The following is an 18,871-nucleotide window of genomic DNA, read 5'->3' as shown; positions in this document are numbered from 1 at the left end:
CAATATCCATCGGCTGCGTTTCGACCGCATTATTCGGTGATGCATTTGGCGAAAGAGACGGGCTTCAAGTTTCCGCAGTGGCAAGTAGCCTTGGATGGATTCATGCAGCAGATTGGTGAAAAATAAATAAAAGATTCATTTAGTAAGGGGCTAAACCAAAAACTTTATTTTGGTTGGGTCTCTTATTTTTGTTAATAAGACCTATTTTACTAACTAACTTGTAATTTGCAAACTAGAAATATTAATTGCAATCAAAACTAGTTAGTATATAATGCAGACTATCAAAACAGTTAATTTGTCATTAAAATTATTTTTGCATTATCTAAAAAAGGAGTGATCGCATGGAATTATGTGGAGAAATAGCAATTGCTGCTAATGCGATAGAAATTAGACAAGCAGTCCAAAAGAAAGCAGCTGCAATTTTTATCAGCGGTCGTCTGTTAGCGAATCGTTTGCTAGGTCAAGATGATGAAGGATTGTTAAGTTTAACAGAGTATGCACAATTTTTTAGAAATTTGCGCTTGACGACTAACGTTCCCTTAATTGCTGATGGTCAAGCGGGTTTTGGCAATCCGCTTAATGCTTACGAAACTGCACAGGAATTAATTCGCTCGGGGGCAAATTATCTGGTATTAAATGATCAAAAATATCCAAGTCATAGTCAAGTTCCTAATTCACCGGAAGATCTGGCTGAGTTTTTAGGTAAAATTAAAGCTTGCCAAGATAGTTTACAAATGACGGATTGCCAAATAATTCTTAAACTTGACGGGGTAGCTGCATATGGTTTAAACGGTTTAGAAAAGCGACTTAAACTGGCTCAAAAATTAGGAATCAAGAATTTGTTAATCAGCAAAATCAATCAAGAACAGCTAATGCAGCTATCAAGTGAAACGCTTTTGAAAATTGGCCTTGGTTTCGAAGATGGTCAGCTGGCAAAAGAAGCGGCAGCATTGATTAAGCCAAAATTTTGGCTTGATTTAAAGGCAAAGGTTCCGATAAAAACACCTGAACCAAATGTTTCAGATCTAGTTTGTGTCTGCAACAATGGTTTTAACAAGTTTAAGCAGTTGCGACAGCAATTTAAGCAAGCTGTTTTTGCTAAAGATAATATTGTAAATATGGTAGTCGCACCAGATAGTTTGGCTGCCAAGATTGCTGAGAAGCAAGGTTATCGAGCAATTTTTGCGGCAGGTTATGCAACTAGTGCCAGCAATTTGGCTAAGCCTGATCGTGGCTTGGCAGATTTTGGAGTCATGCTTAATAAGTGTCGCGAGATTGTAAATGCAGTTAATATTCCAGTTTTTGCCGATGCAGATACTGGATATGGTGGTTTAAACAATATTGTTAGAACAGTTGCCAGTTACGAAGCAATCGGCGCCTGCGGGTTGTTTTTAGAAGATCAAATCTGGCCAAAGCGTTGTGGTCATATGACAGGTAAAAGAGTTGAATCAACTGAAGTTCTAACTGAAAAAATTAAAATGGCAGTTAAAACGCGGCAAGATCCAAATTTTTTGATCATGTCACGAACTGATGCGCGAGCGGTTTATGATTTATCAACTGCAATCATGCGCAGTCAGACGTACTTAAAAGCCGGGGCAGATTTAGTCTTTATTGAAGCACCAGCAAGCATTGATGAGCTGAAAGCGGAATTAGCGGCTTTTCCTGATACACCATTAATGTTAAACATGATTGAAGGCGGAGCAACCCCAATTCTGAGTGCTGAGCAGGCTCAGAAAATGGGCTTTAGAATCATTGTTCATCCGACAGCCTTAACTTATGCTCAGACTTATGCAACTGATAGGGTTCTTTCAATCTTAAAAAGAACCGGCAAAACAGCAGCTGCTAAGGATATAATGCTTTCATTTTCAGAATTTAATAATTTTATTGGTCTATCAGCAATCGATCAGCTTGAAGAACAATATTCTCATGAAAAAATGCAAGCATTATTAAGCAAAATGGCAATTTCATCGATTAGCAACTAAGGTTTCATGACTTGTTGACCGATATACTAAAAAAGCTTAGCTTCAATATCAGCTGAACTGAGGCTGCTTTACTTAAATTGTTTTTTTCGCATCCAGATCCGATAAAAAGTCAGTAACCAGGTCAAGCAAATAATTACGGTGGCACTGCTGAAAGCAATTTGCATCCCATAAACAAAAACTTGGTTATGACTATGTGGATAAGTTGTGATTTGATAGCCGATTTTTTGGCTCATTGCAAAATAGAGGATCGTTGTAACTAAACTGGTTCCCGAAATCATTCCCAAGTTACGAGCTAATGCATTCAACGCCCCAGCAACTCCTAATTTTTCTTTTGGGGCGTTACTCATGATTAAAGCATTGTTGGGAGTTTGGAAAAATGACATTCCAATGCCACCTAATGCTAAGAGCAGCCCGACAAATAGGAGCGAGGTAGTTTGGTTGACGATGCGCCAGCCAAAAAAAGAAACTGCTAAAATTGTTAAACCAAATAGTGTAACGATTTCTTGCTGAAAATGATCGGCAATGTAACCAGAAAAAGGTGTTGCCAGCAACATAATAATTGGCCAGATCATCAAATAAAAACCAGCTGAGCCGGCTGAAATCTGTCTAAGATCTTCAAAATAAAAGGGCAGCAAAACGTTAATAAAAAAGTTGCAAGTAAATATCAGGAAAGCAGCGATCAGACTGACGCTAAATAAAGCCGATTTGAAGACCGATAAATCAAGCAGTGGGTCATTCGTTTTAGTTTCATGAATAATGAAATAAATCAATAATCCGATTGAAGCCAGTGAACAAATAATTGGCAAAGGTTTGAGAAATCCTTGTTCTTGTCCAAGATTGATTCCTAAGAAAAAAATAGTGATCAATAAAAAGAAGCTAATGATTCCTGAATAATCAAAGACTAATTTTTTAGCCGGATGTTTTTCAGCAGGAAAGAAAATTTGTCCAATGATAATAGCTAAGATTCCAACTGGCACATTGACCCAAAAAATATAAGGCCAGTTGAGATGTTCTAGAATTAGGCCGCCTAAGCCTGGCCCAGCAATGGTTCCTAAAGAAACAAACATGATATTTAATCCCATTGCCCGGGCTCGAAATTTGAAAGGAGCGACGCCGGTAATAATTCCAAAACTGTTGCTCATAGTCATAGCTGCTCCGAGTGATTGAATTAAGCGGGCAAATAACAGAAAAAAAAGACCTAAATTTATGCCAGCTAGTAATGAACCTAAAGTAAAAATATATGTTCCAGCTTTAAAAACTTTGATTTTGCCAATTTGATCACCAAGACGACCAAAAAAAGTCACCAATCCAGAAATAATGATCAAATAAATTGAAATTGCCCAAGTAGTTTGGTTCATTGGAATAACTAAAGATTTTGAAATTACCGGTAATGCGATATTAATAATTGATGAATCCAGAGTCGACATAAAGGAAAAGATCCCGACGGCGGAAATCGTCAACCATAAACTGTGATGATTTTTTAAATTGGTCACTTTAAAAGGCCCTCCCTCTTTTTGCCTAACGATAATCATAGCGCAAATTATAAAAGCAAAAAAGTATCAATTTTATTGGAAATAATAAAAGTATCAATTTTATTGGAAATAATAGATGACGAATTGACACATGAGGATGATTATGTCATATTTCAATTAAAGTCCTTTAAGAGTATGAAAGAAGGAGATTAACATTTCAATTAAATTAGTAGCAATTGACGTTGATGGGACCTTGCTTAATTCCCGAAAAGAATTGACTGCTTCAGTTAAAGAAACGATTCAGCAGGCCAAAAAACAGGGTGTAAAAATTGTGATTTGTACCGGCCGACCATTAAATGGTGTGAAGGCACTGTTAAAGCAATTGAGTCTTGATAATCAATCAGATCAATTTGTAATTAGCTTTGGTGGAGCAATGATTCAAAAAACTAACGGTGAAATTCTCAGTGAACAGCCGATTTCATATGATAGCTATTTGCGATTAGAGCTGCTAGCTCGCCAAAAACAATTGCATTTTCATGCTATTAGCCATGATCGTATTTATACAGCTGATCGTGATATTGGTCATTATACTGTTTATGAAAGCTTGATTACAAAACTAGAAATCTTTTATCGAACTCCAGCTGAATTGCGTCAAACTAAACTGATCAAAGCAATGTTTATTGATGATCCACAAAGATTGGCTCAGGCAATGATTGATTGGAAACCATTTAGTCATTTGGAAGACCAGGTTACTTTTACAAAAAGTTCACCATTTTATTTAGAGGCGAATGCCAAAAATGTCAGCAAAGGTCAGGCTTTGCAGTTTTTAGCTCAACAATTGCAGTTAACCAAAAATGAAATTATGGCGGTTGGTGATGAAGGCAATGATCTCAGTATGATTATTTACGCTGGTTTGGGAGTTGCAATGGGTAATGCAATTACCGAGGTCAAAGCAGCAGCTGATTGGCAAACAGCCGACAATGATCATGATGGAGTTGCAGTGGCTCTTAGTAAGTATGTCATTAACAATTAGTTGAAATTTTTAAAAGCAAAATAAAGCAAGGTCAAATCAGTTGATAAGAATGACTTGACCTTGCTTTTTATTCATTAACTATTGTTGGTTTTTTTGCGATGATCTTTTAAAAAGTTAAGTGCAAGTTTAAATGCCGGTGAACGCAAAGCAAAGTTAACAGCAAGATAGATAATAGCTCCAATTAAAACTTCCAATGCAATGTGCAGATAGCTTGGGACAAAATAATGATCTAGATTGAAGACAACAATAAACATTAAAATACCAGCAATTAAGTACTTATAGCATCCCTTAAACAACAAATCAATATGTAAGTCATGGCGAATTACCCACAACTGATAACCGGTGACAACTGCTTCTGAAATTACGGTCACAACCATTGATCCTTTAACGCCGAATAAAAGAATGGCGGGAATATTCAAGATGATGTTCGTGATTGCACCTAAGGTAACAGATTGAGTATACTGTTTTGTTCTTCGTAAGGGTAGCAAATATTGATTACCAATTAAGTTACTCAGGGCAATCAGCACCAGGACTGGTGATTCCAAAATGATCAATTCAGTTACTGGAGCAAATTTGGTGGTTAAAAACTTCGAAACAAAACTATGCGAGATCCCGCAAATTCCAAAGGCCAGCGCAAATGCTAAAAAGAGCATAATTGCAGCTGAATTAATTAGGTATTCTTTAATCTTGTCAAACTGTTTTTTCCCATATAAATTAGACATATGTGGCAATAAAACCGTTCCCAGCGAAGTAACGACTGACAGAGCAATTTTTGAAATTTTATCAGAGTAGTCATAAAAGCCAGCGGCAGTAACCGAGTCTAATTTCCAAAGCATCGTCTTATTTAAAGAAACATAAATCATGATGGCAACTTGTGGGATAAAAAGGGCAATTGACGGTTTCAAGTGTCGCCAAGGTTTTAAATGCTTGAAATCCGGCTTGGTAACTAAATGCATTAAATAAGACCAAAGTGTCAGATTACCAAACAATTGCGATAAAGACAAAATCAAAATATAAATTCCTAAATCAGCTGTCGACTTGACCAAAGTAAAAATCAGGCAAGCTGAAATAATTTTTACCAACATGTTTCGAACAACGGTTTTTTTAAAATCTTCCATTCCCATAAAAAACCAAGAAACATCAAAAAGTCCGGCAACAATGAAAAAAGATTGATAGAAGAAATAAATTCTAAATTCCCTTTGAAGAACCATCAAATAAACAATGAATGCAAGATAAGCCAGCAAAATTGTCGTAATTTGTAAAAATTCAATTTCCCAAAAGGTTTGTGAACGCTCGCGTGGATTTTCACGCTTGGTAGCAATTTCTCGGTTACCGTAAGTGGTAATTCCTAAAGTCCCAGCTAGCAAAAAATATGTAATAACTGAGTTGGTAGCTGAATTGATTCCTACTTCATAAGGATTTAAAACTCGGGCAATATACGGAACTGTAAAAATCGGCAAAAGGATCGCCAATAGATTATAACTGACATTGTAGAGATAATTTTTCAAAATTTTCATTCAAACTAAACTCCCTTAAACAGGAAAATCATCTGTTGAGCAGTGGAAATGTGCTCAAACATATATCATTTTAACATTAAATAGCAATTGTGAAACGAAAAAACCGATCAAAATGGTTAAGTATTTTTTAAATGTTGCTACTTTTCAAAATCTTTGACAATAATTTTTTTGAGCTGTTTGCGATTTAGAACAATTTCTTCATTATAATTTTCCAAAATATTGTCATAAAGCACTTCATTTTCCCCACTTAATTGTAAATAACGAACTTGTTTTTGAGCGTCAAAGTTTCCTTTAACTGCTAAACCAATACTGATCATGTCGGTTGTTTTTAAATTTGTACCAATTAAGAATTTTGACATTGATTTTGCCAAAGCAGGAATTTTTAAAGCATTGATTGGGTTGGTTACTTTGTTAACGATTCCAATCAGAGCAGCTTCTTGCAATCTTTGGCGGCCAAAATCTGTTCCGGGAACTGAATCACGTTCGTGGACAATTTCAGTGATCATTTTGCCAGAAAGCTGATGTTTTCCTTGACTAAAAGTTTTATTATAATCTTTAGAGTACCAGGGATGCGTTAGTCTAACTTTAAAGGGCAGATTGATTGTGATACCACCGATTGCATCAATCATTGAACGTAGGCCCCAATAGTTAGTTTCCAAATAATAGTTGATTGGGACATCTAAATAGTTCGAAATTGTTTTGACTGCCATGGTAATTCCTTTTTTTGAACCATACTTGTCTTGATAGACCGATTGGACACTGGTTAGTTTGGTATATCCTAAGTTTGGCATGTAAATTCGCAAATCACGCGGAATACTTAAAACAGTATAACGATGCTTAGCTAAGTTTGCATGGACTAACATCATTGAATCAGTATGTCCAGATGTTTGACTACGCCGCTCATCAGAACCAATGATCAAAGCATTAAAACTACCGCTAGCTTGATGGTAGTTAGTCTTACGGTGACTAATGGTTTTTAAATTAGTAAAGTGTTGTGTTGGCTGAATTTTTTTCCAAAGTGACCAACCGCCACCTAAAATTATCAAGAAAGTTGTTAGGATTATAATTCGATAGGATAAATGTCGTTTCCGATAATTCCTTGGACGGCGTAGATCTCCCAATTCTTTATTATGCTGCTCACTTTGAGATTTGTTTGGCATCATTGTTTCTCTTTTCGTTTTTTCTCTATTTTAGCTGGTAGTTAACTGATAGAATGGTTGTTATGTTAAACTTTATAAAAAAACAAGAGATTTGAATTTTCTTTAAACTTAATGTGGCATAAACTTAATGAGATCGCTGAATATTATCGAGTGATTTTGTGCCATTTTCTTACGAAAAATCAGATCTTTTAAGAACATTTGCTAGTTAAATAATTAAGTTTTATGATATGATGTATTTGTTGAAAATTAAGATTTAGTTAAGGTGTGGCCAATGAACGAAAACAAGTATCAACTCATTTTTAGCTCGCAGCGATATGAGTTTTATTCTGATGCAAATCTTCGACAAGTTTTGAAATATGATCGACATTCACACGAAGAGATGGAATATCGACTGCCATCAGAAAAATTTATTTCATTTTTAGATGAAGTAAATACTTATCATCCATCTGCTAATAAAGATGCTTTTTTGAGGAAAATTGATCGAGATTATTTAAATATGGCGAATCAAATTATCAAATAAGATTAGCAATTTTACATTTATATTACATGCTATAAACTTTAATCAATTAATGGTCAAGTGTGGTAATTTTAAATTAAAGATAATGGGGGGAGTTTTGATAGAGGTATAGTTGGGGGGGTTATATGAAGAAAGGATCTGAAGCAAAAGAACATTACCGGATGTACAAAGCTGTTAAGTATTGGGTTTTTAGATTATTGACTATGTCTTTATTTGTACTTGGGGTTCAGCTCAAGCCTAGGCACTTAATGGTGGTTGGAGCAGATAACCTTGATGCAACTTCAAATAAAACAGTTTCATCTTCTTCAGATGATTCAGTTAAATCATCTTCAAAGTCACTAAAGTTTGTTGGTTCGTCAACGAGTAGTGCAAAGGCAATTTCAACGACGAATTATGCAAGCCCAGCAAGTTCATCAACAAACAGTGTAACGGCAAGTGCAGCAAGTGGCAGTTATACGGTCAAGTCGGGTGACACTTTATACGAAATTGCCAAAGAGAATAATATTACTGTTGCCAAATTGGTATCACTGAGTGGGATTTCCAATGCTGATTTAATATTAGTTGGACAAAGTTTGAAATTTGCGTAAATGATTTATTTTAATTACAGACCTGATAGATCAAACTTATTTTGAGGGGGTTTTGAAATGATAAAACAAAATGCGGTCCAACAATTACTAGATCAATTAAGTCAAACGTACTCTGATCCCGAAGTTAAACGTTTTCCAGCAATTCAAAGGATGATTTTTGCTTCGGCCCAAGAGCTTGAAAAAAGTCAAGATTGTGGCTTAGTAGCAACTAAACTTTGCAAAGAGATAGTGCTTTATTATTGGTCTCATCAAAGTGATTTTCCAAAAGCATTAATATTGTTGCATCATCAGATCAAATCGCGAGCAGTAAAGTATGATGCAACAGCAATAACGGCAATGATGTTACCACTTTGGCTCTAAATTGTGAATAGGTCTAAAACTGTGGCAAGTAGGTGAAACTTGTCGCAGTTTTTTTGCAATAAATAATAATTTAAAGTAATGATTTAAAAATCAATTGTGAAATCAGATTTTTCTCCAGTATAATGAAATTTAAGAGACTGAAAAGAATAATGGTTAGGTTGGGTGTCAAGTGAAAATCATTGTTAGAAAAAATCAGGTTTTAATAATTTCCACTTTAATTTTAGGAGTAGTTGTTGGGTTAAGTTCGCTAGGATTGATTTTGTTATTAAATAGCGTTGAACAACTTTTTTTAAGTTTTAAAGAATCTGCCGCTGATCCAGCTTCAATCGCAGTTCGACCAATCCAACGCTTGATATCAGTTTTTATTGGTGGCGTGGTTGCGGCAATTATTTGGTGGGTTTTAAAAAGAAAGTTTAAGCCAACTGTTTCGATTGCAAAAGCTCTTCAGGGCAAGCAAATGCCATTTGGTTCAACTATTATTCATGTTATGACGCAAATTTTTTATGTTGGAACTGGAGGATCAGTTGGTCGTGAACTGGCTCCAAGAGAAGCTGGGGCAATGTTTGCTCAAAAATGGAACCGCGTGTTAAGCAGGGTAGGCTTGAACTTGTCAACTGAGGATCAAAAATTATTGGTTGCAGCAGCAGCTGGCGCCGGATTTGCTGGTGTTTATAGTGCGCCAATTACGGGAATGTTTTTTTGTGTCGAAATTCTTTTACATCAAATCACTAAAAAAACAGTGACAGTTAGTTTAACGATGTCGATCATCTCAATGCTGATTGGGACTTTAGTTAAAGGATTCGAACCATATTATTTAGTAGGTCATCAAAAATTTGATCTGATATTCTTACTGATAGTGATTATTACAGCACCTATTTTTGGAGTATTAGGAACTTTTTTTCGAAAAGCTTTTAAGCGGGCTGGAAGATTTCAAGTCAAAGATAAAAGAATTCTTTATCAGTTGCCGGCTGCAGCCTTTTTGACTGGGTTAATTTCTTTGAATTTTCCACAAATTATGGGGAATGGACGGGCTTTAGCTCAATTTTCAATTAAAGCTAACAGTCCAAAGTGGATCACTTTACTTTTATTAGGTGCTTTGTTGAAAGCAATAGTAACGGTTTTAACACTTCGAACAGGAGCTTCTGGAGGAACCTTGCAGCCATCAATTTCAATTGGGGCGGCATTGGGAGCAATAGTGGGAATTGTTCTGCAACCTATTTTCCCAATGATTGCGATTTGGCAATGCGCATTGTTAGGAGGGTGCAGTTTGCTGGCTGCTTCTCAACAAGCACCACTAATGGCTTTATTTATGATCATCGAAGTTAGTCATTTAGGCTACTCAGCTTTTTTACCACTAGGCTTAGGTGTTGCTGTTTCAATTGGAACCTCAAAATTACTATTGCAGAAACTGGATTCAACCACTATTAACTAAAAATCAGTAGATTTTAAGATCGAAAGATAATTAAAAATATTCAAAAAGTGCTCACAGCAAAACCTAGTGAGCACTTTTTGAATATTTTTTTATCTTACAATCACGTTTTTATTGATGGTAAACAGCTAATCAACGATATAAGCATAATTTTTGAAACATAATATTGAAAATGATAAAATTGATTTAGAGTTAAAAGTTAACAATCTGACTTGTTGAGTTATTTTTGAAACAATTCAATGACGACTGGAGGAGGTTTGTTTGAAAGGATCTAGCAAGTTTTTTATTGGATTTGCGGGTTTATTAACTTTATTGACAGGGTTACTTTTTTTATTGACAGTAGTTGAACTTAAACCGACTACACTTTGGTTGCAAAAAATGATTATTGAATGGCCAGATATTTGGCAATATTTGGTGATAATTTTAAGCAGTTTGACAATTTTAATTGGGGCAGGAATTTTATTACTTGGCATCTTTAAACAACGGAAAGCCAAAGAAATTAGTTTTCATCAAACATTAGGCACCGTAACAATTCCAATTGCAGCAATTGAAAAAGAATTGCAGCATCGCTTAATGAGTCAAGTGGACTTACAAACTGCTCAGGTTGACTTGAAAGTTTTTGCCAAGAAAAGAAACGCTAATTTAAAGGTTTTTGCAACTTCGCTTGATCAAGATTATGAAGCTTTAGGTCAACAAGTTTTAACGATTGCGGTGGCTTATTTGCAAAAAAGCTTGAATGTTACTTTAAAGCAGCCAAAGATCCAAGTGAAACCAGTTTTGGGTGAAAAGAATGTTTCTGTTGTCTAATTAAAAAAGGAGTCAATCTATGAGTCAAGTGATGTTTGGAAGTTTGCTAGGTGTGATTTTAGGACTTGCTTGGGTCTTAGCAGGTTTTTGGAGTATGATCTTAGTTGCATTCTTAGCAATAATTGGTGCTCTTATTGGAAAGTTTCTTGATATTCAGCGCTTAAAAGAAGAATTGATTCGTTTCTTGTCAAATCAGTAGGAGGTCCTCATGGAAAACAGAGAAAAAAATCTAAAAACCGCACTAACTTTCGATGATGGTGTGATTGAAAAAATAGCCGGGCTGGCTGCTCGCAATGTTGACGGTGTATTAGCGCTAAATGGTGGGATGTTTAGTGAAATTACCGATCGTTTCCGTTCGCAAGCTGATCCAACTCAAGGAATCGATGCGGAGGTTGGCAAAAAACAAGTGGCACTTGAGATGAATGCCACCGTTGAATATGGCAAAGATATTCAACAAATTTTTCAAGCGGTTACCCAAAAGGTAATTCGGGATATTAGAAATTTCACTGGCCTAGAAGTTATTGAATTGAATTTGCATATCAACGATGTTATGAGTAAACGGCAGTGGCAGGAAGATGCTAAGGGTAAGCCCAACTCCCAGTTGGCAACTGATGGCAAGCAGGTCGAGTAATTAGTGGCAATAGCTGAGTAAAACTTAAGACTAACTTTAAAAGGAGGAATTTTTATATGGCAACAGCGGCTACAGCTACGGCAATAAAAAAGGAAATAATTTTTGACAAAGAAGTTTTGGAGAAAATTGCCGCTAAAACTGCCCAAGAAGTTGATGGTATTTTAGATCTGCAAAGTGGTTTTTTTGATCAGCTGACTAGTCAGCTTGCTGGGAATCAAAATGGTCAAGGAGTGTCGGCTGACATTGATGCTGATGATCAAAAAGTTGAATTGGAACTTGAAGGAATTCTCGAATATGGGAAAAATGCTAATGAGGTTTTTGACAAGTTAACTAAAAAAGTCGTGGCGGCGATCAATTCAATGACCGGTTATCAAGTAGCTTCAATCAAGTTGCATGTCAAAGATTTGCTAACGGTCCAGCAGTGGCGTGAAAAGCAAGAAAAATCTTCAAAAATAAAAATAAGTAGGGAGAAAATTAAATGAAAAACTTAGTATTAGGTCTTAGCTTAGCTGCAAATGTTGCTTTGGGGTATTTAATTTTTCAAGATAAAGACAAGTTATCAACAATCAACGAACGGATCGACAGTTTATCTGATCAAGTGGCAGGCAAAGCTAAACAAGTTAAAGGGGCCATTACTGGTGATCCTGGGGAAAAAATTGGCGGTAACTTAGAAGAAGGAAAAGGTCAGCTTAAGGAATCGATGACTGATTTAAAAGAAGACTTATCAGCTAAACTTGAATAAATTGGATGATTTTGCTCAGTTATAACGAAAAAGTAAATTTATTTTTACAATCTTATTGACAAGTCGTCATTAATATTGTAAATTATAGTTATTAAATCGAGATTAGAAAACGTGTTGAAGAGGAAAGTAGTTCTAATCATTTTATTAAAGTGAATTCCAGCTAGTGTGAAGGAAGAATAATGGTTAAAATGAAAGTAGCCTTGGAGCTGTAAGTGCGAAAGTTAGTGAGTTCTTACGGGGTGCGCCCCTTAAAGCGTCAGCGTATCGTTATAATTATTGACTGTACGTGGATGAGACAGTTTTGAGCTTTTTAGAAACTGTGAAAATAAGGTGGTACAGCGCAAGAAACGCCCTTAGTCAAATTGACTAAGGGCGTTATTTTTTTTTCTTGGTTTAAAAAATATTATTATAGGGGGATTTTTTTATGAAATTTACAGTAATTGGTGCCGGAGCAATGGGTTTACGTTATGGAATTTTGCTAGCGGAGGCTGGCAATGAAGTTACTTACATCGATACCTGGCAGCCGCATATTGATCAGATCAAAAAGCAAGGTGGAGTTTATGTAATGCGTGATCATCAAGATCGGCATCTGGTTCCGATTAAATTGGATACTCCGGAAACTTATCAAGGTGATCCAGACATGTTTATCTTCTTTGTTAAACAAATGCAGTTGACAGATTATTTAAAACGGTGTGCTCATTTTATTGATCGGCAAAAGCACTATGCATTTACTTGCATGAATGGAATGGGCCATATTGAAAAGCTGCAGCAATATTTCGACGACGACAAAATTATTGGCGGGACAGCTTTGATTGCAACAGTTTTGCCAGGCCCTGGGGAAGTCGACTTTATGGGCAAACGTGGTGCGGGTAAAATGAATATGTGTCCGCTGAATGAAAAACCAGATAAAATGTGCCTTAGCTTGTTTGAAGAATTAAAAAAGGCTCAAATGAATCCAACATTAACAGATGACTTCACTGGTACTTTAATGACTAAAGTTATTTTTAACTCAGTCATTAATACAATTTGTACGATGTTTGAAATTCAAATGGGCGAATTTGGCAATTTCAAGGGAGCTTATGAAATGGGTCGTTTATTGATTGATGAAGCTTATGACGTTTGTGCTCGAGCTGGTATCAAATTGGTTTCAAGTCGGGATGAGGAAATGGAAGCACTTGATCATAATACTCGGATTGATATGCCATTGCATTATCCTTCAATGTATCAAGATATGAGTAAAAATCGGCCGACCGAAGTTGACTACATCAATGGTTATATCGTTAAACTGGGCCGAAAATATCATTATGAGGCACATACTCATCAATTTGTTACACAAGCAGTTCATTTGGCCGAATTTCATCGGCAGAACTTAGCTAATCAGCAAGCGGCTGCTAAATAGAATTAGAGTAGAAAAAAAGATGAAGAATTCTTCTTCATCTTTTTTTATGCTAATTAGTTAATCTGTTAATTCAGTATAAGCTTTTTCAAACCGTTCTTTGATATATTTAGCAGATTCTGCAAACTTTTTACGTTCATCAGTGGTTAAATCAAGCTTGATTTCTTTGACGACACCTTTTTTGCCAACGATAATTGGTGAAGAGACATAGGTTCCATATTCTGCATGATAATAAGAAGCAGGTAACTCTTCATGTGAATCAGATAAAATTGCGTTCGTCAAATGGACGGCTGCGGCAGCAATTCCATAATTCGTATAATGTTTCCCATGATAAACGGTATATCCACCAGCACGAACTTTTTGACTCAAGTCGTCAAGATTCAAGTCTGGATTTTCATCAGCTAATTTAGTAATCGGCTGATCAAAGACGCGAACTGTTGACCAAGCAGTAAATTGTGAGTTGCCATGTTCACCCAGATTGTAACCAGAAACCGAGCGCGGGTCAACTTGCAAAACTTCGGCAACGGCTTTTTTCATCCGAGCTGAATCAAGTAATGTTCCAGTTCCAATTACTTGATTGGTTGGAAGACCAGTGAATTTTTGATAAAGAGCAGTAATTACATCACATGGATTAGAGATTGAAACAAAAACTCCATTAAATCCAGATTCTTTGATCTTGGTTCCGACTTCTTTGGCCGCTTTTTGATTAAAAGCCAATTCAACGAAACGATCATGTTTTTTATTATCTTTCTGTAAACTGATATTTCCAAGTGCAGAAACAACTACATCGGCATCTTTTAACGCTTGGTAATCATTAACCATAATTTTAGTATGAGCGTTCAAATTTGCCATTGCATCAGCAAAATCTGTTGCCTCAGCGTTCAACTTTTTTTCATTTGTGTCGATTAAAACAAGTTCATCCGTAAAACCGCTAAACAATAAATAATTTGCAACAGCTGTTCCAACATGTCCTAATCCGACGACACCAACTTTTCTTGTCATTTACATTACTCCCCTATGAGATTATTAAGAAAACATTAATCGTATTTTAATCCACCAGCTTTTGAATGTCAATTGCATCGGCAATAAAAGTTTTCAATGATTCATTGATGAAACAAATTTTTGAGGAATTGTAATAATTAGACATATTTGACTGGAAATTCAAATAAGGTAGATTTGCTTAATGAATAAGATTGTTTTAAAATAACAAAAGTATGTCCTGAAATTTGACAAATTAAAGAAAGAGTGTATCTGGTGAAAAAAAGTTTTAAATTACCAATTGCTATCTTTTCGACTGGTATTTTATCATTCGGAGGAGTGGTAATTGAAACAGCAATGAATGTAACTTTTCCTAAATTAATGAACTTGTTTAATGTTTCTTTTGCTCAAGTTCAATGGATTACAACTTCATATTTATTAGTTTTAACGGTTATGATGCCGTTATCAGCTTTTTTAAATAAGAATTTTCAAGCTCGCAAGCTTTTTGTGACTGCTGCTTTATGTTTTTTGGCGGGTGTTAGCTTAGATGCAGTGGCACCGAGTTTAATGTGGCTGTTAGTTGGTCGCCTATTACAAGGTATAGGAACGGGTATTAGCTTGCCGTTGATGTTTAATATTATTTTAGCAAAAGCGCCAGCTCAAAAACTTGGAATGTTAATGGGGTTGGGCAACTTTGTGACGGCGACAGCACCAGCAATTGGTCCAATTTATGGCGGCATTTTGGTTGAAACAATTGGTTGGCGGTGGATTTTTATTTTGATGATCCCGTTAATTTTAATTGCACTAGTCGCTGGCAGCCAAGCAATCAGTATCGAAGAATTAGCGTCGTCGACTAAGTTTGATTTGATCGGTTGGTCGTTAGCTGGAATGATTTTTACTTTTTTGATTATAGGATTCAGTTTTTTGAGTTCAAATCTTTTTATTTTTGCTTTCAGCTTGATTTTAGCCATTGTATCAATGGGATTAACCAAATTTCATTATCATCATACCGCGGTGCCAGTTTTAAATTGGAAGATGTTGAAAAGCAGAACTTTTGTCCTTCATTTAAGTAGCTATTTTATCGGACAATTTGCTGTTTTAGGATTATCTTTTTTAATTCCTAATATGGTTCAAGTCTTTTTTAAACAAACCTCTTTTCAAGCTGGTTTAACGATGGCACCTGGAGCTCTTGTGGGGGCATTAGCAACTATCTTTGGTGGGATCTTACTTGATCGTTTAGGAGCAAAGAAGCCAATTCTTCTAGGTGTCGTTTTGCAGACATTGACAGTTACTATTTTTGCGATTTTTCTTAAACAACTTAATGTTTCTTTAATTACTTTGCTTTTTATTTTATTTGCTTTGGGCCAGTCTCTAAGCATGCCCAATATTATGACTAATGGATTGCGTTATTTGCCCATCAAAGATCAAGCTGATGGCAATGCTTTATTTAATACTTTTCAACAATTTGCCGGTGCAAATGGAACAGCTATCATTTCGGCAATTGTTGCAATGGATGGTTCCACTAGCAAGTTCTTGGGCTTTCATTATGGATTTGGATTTTGCGGAGCGATATTGTTAATTGATTTGTTCGTACTATGGAATATTTTTAAAGGGTCCGATCAAGAAATGAAAACAAAATAGTGATTATGAATTAAACAATAAATCATCTAAGTAAAAAAGTGATTAAAAAGCAGTGGGGGAAAATATGGCAGCAAATTTGAAGGGGACCAAGTATCGTTTGTCTAAGCACCATCATATGACGATTCATTGGAAGGAATTACTTGACAGCGAACAAGTTTCAGTAAAAGAAGCTAGTATCAAAGAAAAAGCTATGTTAGTTGGAAGAATTGGGCTTTTGATGTTATCTTGCGGTACTGGTGCTTGGCGAGTGCGAGAAGCAATGAACAAAGTCGCTCGTTCTTTAGACTTAACCTGTGCTGCTGATATTGGGTTAATGTCAATTGAATATACATGTTTCAGTCCACAAGGTAACTATTCGCAGACTTTATCGCTACCCAATACTGGCGTTAATACTGACAAATTAAATTCGATGGAACATTTTACGAATTCTTTTGCCAGTGAATGTACTAATTTAACTGTTACACAGGTTCACGAAAAAATCGATCGAATCCAGCACAAGCCAAGTAACTATACACCAGAAATTTCAGGATTAGCAGCTACCCTAGCCTGTTGTGCCTTTGTTTTTTTGCTTGGTGGTGGAATTCCTGAAATGACTTGTTCATTTTTTGGAGCGGGCATTGGTAATTGGACACGGACTAAACTAGGTAGAAAGAAGATTACTACTTTGGTTGCTTTAGCATGTGGAGTAGCGGTTGCCAGCTTAGTTTATTTAATTTTTTTTCGAATATTAGAAAGCAATTTTCAAATTTCTCCACGACATGAAGCTGGTTATATTGGTTCAATGTTATTTGTTATTCCAGGTTTTCCATTTATCACAAGTTTTCTTGATATTTCAAAATTGGATTTACGTTCAGGCTTAGAGCGTTTGACTTATGCACTAATGATTACAATTTTAGCATCATTAACCGGTTGGCTAATTGCTTTAACTGTTCATTTTAAGCCAGAGAATTTTATAGATTTAGGTTTAAGTCCGTTAGTATTAATGCTGTTGCGATTGCCAGCTAGTTTTTGTGGGGTCTTTGGTTTTTCAATTATGTTTAATAGTACCTATAAGATGGCAGCAACAGCTGGGTGTATTGGGGCAATTGCAAATACTTTAAGATTGGAATTGACAGAATTGACGTCTATGCCACCGGCCACAGCTGCTTTTTGTGGAGCGTTAACAGCTGGATTGATTGCTTCAGCTGTTAATCATTACAATGGCTATCCGCGAATTTCTCTAACTGTCCCTTCAATCGTCATTATGGTTCCTGGACTTTACATTTATCGTGCAGTTTATAATATTGGTATTAATGACATTAGTGTTGGTGCTCTGTGGCTGACTAAAGCAATGCTAATCATTTTATTTTTGCCGCTCGGGTTATTTGTAGCTCGGGTTCTAATGGATAAAGAGTGGCGCCATTTTGATTAATTTTCAAGCAATTAAGCTAAAAATAAAATTGTCGCTAATTTTTCGTATATTAAATATTTTTTACAAAATACAATTTTTACTTTTAGTTTTCAGTGAAAAAGTTAATAATTAGCTTGAAAACTACTGCGGCAGTCAAATTTTTGTTTAAATTTAACATAAAAATTGGTATAATATTGGTGTTTGTTTGACTGGAAAGGATGTTCTTCAAAATTTTTTGATTTGGAGTGACTTTTTTGAATAAAAATGAAGATGTAAGACATCATCGCCATAATCATCATCGTCATCATCGGCGTAAAAATCGGATTTGGAGATATTTACTCGGCTTTTTAGCAATCTTTTTAATTTTTGATGCTCTAGCAGCTTACAAATTGTATCACGATGCAAAGCAGGCTGCTGATACTACATATCAAAGTGTAAAACATAAAAGTCAGCGTAACGGTAATACTGTTATTAAGAATAAAAAACCTTTTTCTCTCTTAATATTGGGGAGTGATACGGGAGAATATGGACGAACTTATCGTGGTCGTACTGATACGATCATGGTAGCAGTTATTAATCCTGATAAAAAAGAAACTACTTTAGTAAGTATTCCAAGAGATACTAAAGTGGCAATTCAAGGGCATGGATTTAACAATAAAATTAATGCTGCCTATTCATACGGTGGTGTTAGTTTAGCAATGAATACTATTCAAAGTTATTTAGGTATCCCGATTGATCATTACGTTGAAATGAACATGAAAGGGTTAGTTCAGCTTTCAGCCGCAGTTGGGTCAGTTGAAGTAAATAATGATTTAGACTTTACAAATTTAGGCTTTCACTTCAAAAAGGGTATAGTTTCGATCAATAAGAATAATATTCTTGCTTTCACGCGGATGCGTTACCAAGATCCACGTGGGGACTATGGACGTCAATTAAGGCAGCGACAAGTTATAACAGCCCTAGTTAAAAAAGGAATGAAGTTCAATAATTTGCTAAAGTATCGTAGTATCTTGAATGCAGTATCAAGCAATACAAAGACAGATTTAACTTTTGCTCAAATGAAAACCTTGGCTACCGATTATCGTCAAGCCGGCAATATTAAGCAATACCAGCTACAAGGAGTTGGCAAACAAATTGATGGTGTTGACTATGAAGTTGTATCGCAAAATAATTTGAGTAAGGTAACAAAAGTTTTAAAAACGGCTTTGGAAATTAATAAATAATTAAGG

Annotated in this window: 19 protein-coding genes; 15 read left to right on the top strand and 4 right to left on the bottom strand. The window is 35.7% G+C overall.

Going from position 1 to position 18,871, the window contains the following annotated elements; all coding sequences use genetic code 11:
* Positions 1 to 341: 341 nt before the first annotated feature.
* Positions 342 to 1,982: an isocitrate lyase/phosphoenolpyruvate mutase family protein gene (locus KH893_RS08315; protein WP_281165691.1), complete on the top strand. Its 1,641-nt coding sequence runs from the start codon at positions 342 to 344 to the stop codon at positions 1,980 to 1,982.
* Positions 1,983 to 2,050: 68 nt separating this feature from the next.
* Here KH893_RS08315 and KH893_RS08310 read toward each other — a convergent pair whose 3' ends face one another.
* Positions 2,051 to 3,475: an MFS transporter gene (locus KH893_RS08310; RefSeq protein WP_281165690.1), complete on the bottom strand. Its 1,425-nt coding sequence runs from the start codon at positions 3,473 to 3,475 to the stop codon at positions 2,051 to 2,053.
* Positions 3,476 to 3,668: 193 nt separating this feature from the next.
* Between KH893_RS08310 and yidA the strand changes: the two genes are divergently transcribed.
* Positions 3,669 to 4,487, top strand: a complete 819-nt coding sequence (yidA, locus tag KH893_RS08305) for a sugar-phosphatase (RefSeq protein WP_427860138.1) — start codon at positions 3,669 to 3,671, stop codon at positions 4,485 to 4,487.
* A 74-nt stretch (positions 4,488 to 4,561) separates the two neighbouring features.
* Here yidA and KH893_RS08300 read toward each other — a convergent pair whose 3' ends face one another.
* Together KH893_RS08300 and KH893_RS08295 are read right to left on the bottom strand one after the other, a co-directional pair.
* Positions 4,562 to 6,004, bottom strand: a complete 1,443-nt coding sequence (locus KH893_RS08300) for an oligosaccharide flippase family protein (protein ID WP_281165689.1) — start codon at positions 6,002 to 6,004, stop codon at positions 4,562 to 4,564.
* Positions 6,005 to 6,141: 137 nt separating this feature from the next.
* Positions 6,142 to 7,164: an LCP family protein gene (locus KH893_RS08295; protein ID WP_281165688.1), complete on the bottom strand. Its 1,023-nt coding sequence runs from the start codon at positions 7,162 to 7,164 to the stop codon at positions 6,142 to 6,144.
* Positions 7,165 to 7,435: 271 nt separating this feature from the next.
* Here KH893_RS08295 and KH893_RS08290 point away from each other — a divergent pair, with 271 nt between their 5' ends.
* The 10 genes from KH893_RS08290 (at position 7,436) to KH893_RS08245 (ending at position 13,636) form a co-directional block, all read left to right on the top strand.
* Positions 7,436 to 7,684, top strand: coding sequence for a hypothetical protein (locus KH893_RS08290; RefSeq protein ID WP_281165687.1), 249 nt, complete (start codon positions 7,436 to 7,438; stop codon positions 7,682 to 7,684).
* Between the two features lie 122 nt (positions 7,685 to 7,806).
* Positions 7,807 to 8,268, top strand: coding sequence for a LysM peptidoglycan-binding domain-containing protein (locus KH893_RS08285; protein WP_281165686.1), 462 nt, complete (start codon positions 7,807 to 7,809; stop codon positions 8,266 to 8,268).
* A 57-nt stretch (positions 8,269 to 8,325) separates the two neighbouring features.
* On the top strand, positions 8,326 to 8,628 hold the full coding sequence (locus KH893_RS08280) for a bacteriocin immunity family protein (protein WP_281165685.1): 303 nt from the start codon (positions 8,326 to 8,328) through the stop codon (positions 8,626 to 8,628).
* A gap of 169 nt (positions 8,629 to 8,797) precedes the next feature.
* On the top strand, positions 8,798 to 10,060 hold the full coding sequence (locus KH893_RS08275; RefSeq protein ID WP_281165684.1) for a chloride channel protein: 1,263 nt from the start codon (positions 8,798 to 8,800) through the stop codon (positions 10,058 to 10,060).
* A gap of 258 nt (positions 10,061 to 10,318) precedes the next feature.
* A complete protein-coding gene (gene amaP, locus KH893_RS08270) occupies positions 10,319 to 10,864 on the top strand; it encodes an alkaline shock response membrane anchor protein AmaP (RefSeq protein ID WP_281165683.1) in 546 nt (181 codons plus the stop codon).
* 19 nt (positions 10,865 to 10,883) lie between these two features.
* Positions 10,884 to 11,063, top strand: a complete 180-nt coding sequence (locus tag KH893_RS08265) for a DUF2273 domain-containing protein (RefSeq protein ID WP_281165682.1) — start codon at positions 10,884 to 10,886, stop codon at positions 11,061 to 11,063.
* Between the two features lie 9 nt (positions 11,064 to 11,072).
* The gene (locus tag KH893_RS08260; RefSeq protein WP_281165681.1) at positions 11,073 to 11,495 is read left to right on the top strand and encodes an Asp23/Gls24 family envelope stress response protein; all 423 of its coding nucleotides are present in this window, start codon (positions 11,073 to 11,075) and stop codon (positions 11,493 to 11,495) included.
* Positions 11,496 to 11,551: 56 nt separating this feature from the next.
* On the top strand, positions 11,552 to 11,977 hold the full coding sequence (locus tag KH893_RS08255; protein ID WP_281165680.1) for an Asp23/Gls24 family envelope stress response protein: 426 nt from the start codon (positions 11,552 to 11,554) through the stop codon (positions 11,975 to 11,977).
* Entirely contained in the window at positions 11,974 to 12,237 is a 264-nt protein-coding gene (locus tag KH893_RS08250) for a CsbD family protein (protein ID WP_281165679.1), read from the top strand. Before KH893_RS08255 ends, KH893_RS08250 begins: the two co-directional genes overlap by 4 nt.
* Positions 12,238 to 12,661: 424 nt before the next feature.
* Positions 12,662 to 13,636 (top strand): ketopantoate reductase family protein, encoded by a 975-nt coding sequence (locus tag KH893_RS08245; protein ID WP_281165678.1) that lies wholly within the window; start codon positions 12,662 to 12,664, stop codon positions 13,634 to 13,636.
* Positions 13,637 to 13,693: 57 nt separating this feature from the next.
* Here KH893_RS08245 and KH893_RS08240 read toward each other — a convergent pair whose 3' ends face one another.
* Positions 13,694 to 14,635, bottom strand: a complete 942-nt coding sequence (locus tag KH893_RS08240; protein ID WP_281165677.1) for an L-lactate dehydrogenase — start codon at positions 14,633 to 14,635, stop codon at positions 13,694 to 13,696.
* 252 nt (positions 14,636 to 14,887) lie between these two features.
* Between KH893_RS08240 and KH893_RS08235 the strand changes: the two genes are divergently transcribed.
* The 3 genes from KH893_RS08235 (at position 14,888) to KH893_RS08225 (ending at position 18,865) form a co-directional block, all read left to right on the top strand.
* Positions 14,888 to 16,252 (top strand): MFS transporter, encoded by a 1,365-nt coding sequence (locus KH893_RS08235; RefSeq protein ID WP_281165676.1) that lies wholly within the window; start codon positions 14,888 to 14,890, stop codon positions 16,250 to 16,252.
* 64 nt (positions 16,253 to 16,316) lie between these two features.
* Entirely contained in the window at positions 16,317 to 17,663 is a 1,347-nt protein-coding gene (locus KH893_RS08230; protein ID WP_281165675.1) for a threonine/serine exporter family protein, read from the top strand.
* 233 nt (positions 17,664 to 17,896) lie between these two features.
* Positions 17,897 to 18,865 carry an LCP family glycopolymer transferase gene (locus KH893_RS08225; RefSeq protein ID WP_281165674.1) on the top strand — a complete coding sequence of 323 codons (969 nt, stop codon included), beginning with the start codon at positions 17,897 to 17,899 and terminating at the stop codon, positions 18,863 to 18,865.
* The last annotated feature ends 6 nt before the right edge of the window (positions 18,866 to 18,871 follow it).

The organism is Liquorilactobacillus sicerae, from assembly GCF_029916425.1.
Classification (GTDB): domain Bacteria; phylum Bacillota; class Bacilli; order Lactobacillales; family Lactobacillaceae; genus Liquorilactobacillus; species Liquorilactobacillus sicerae.
The sequence above is the reverse complement of the archived record's forward strand: the minus strand, read 5'-3'. Positions and strand labels throughout refer to the sequence as shown.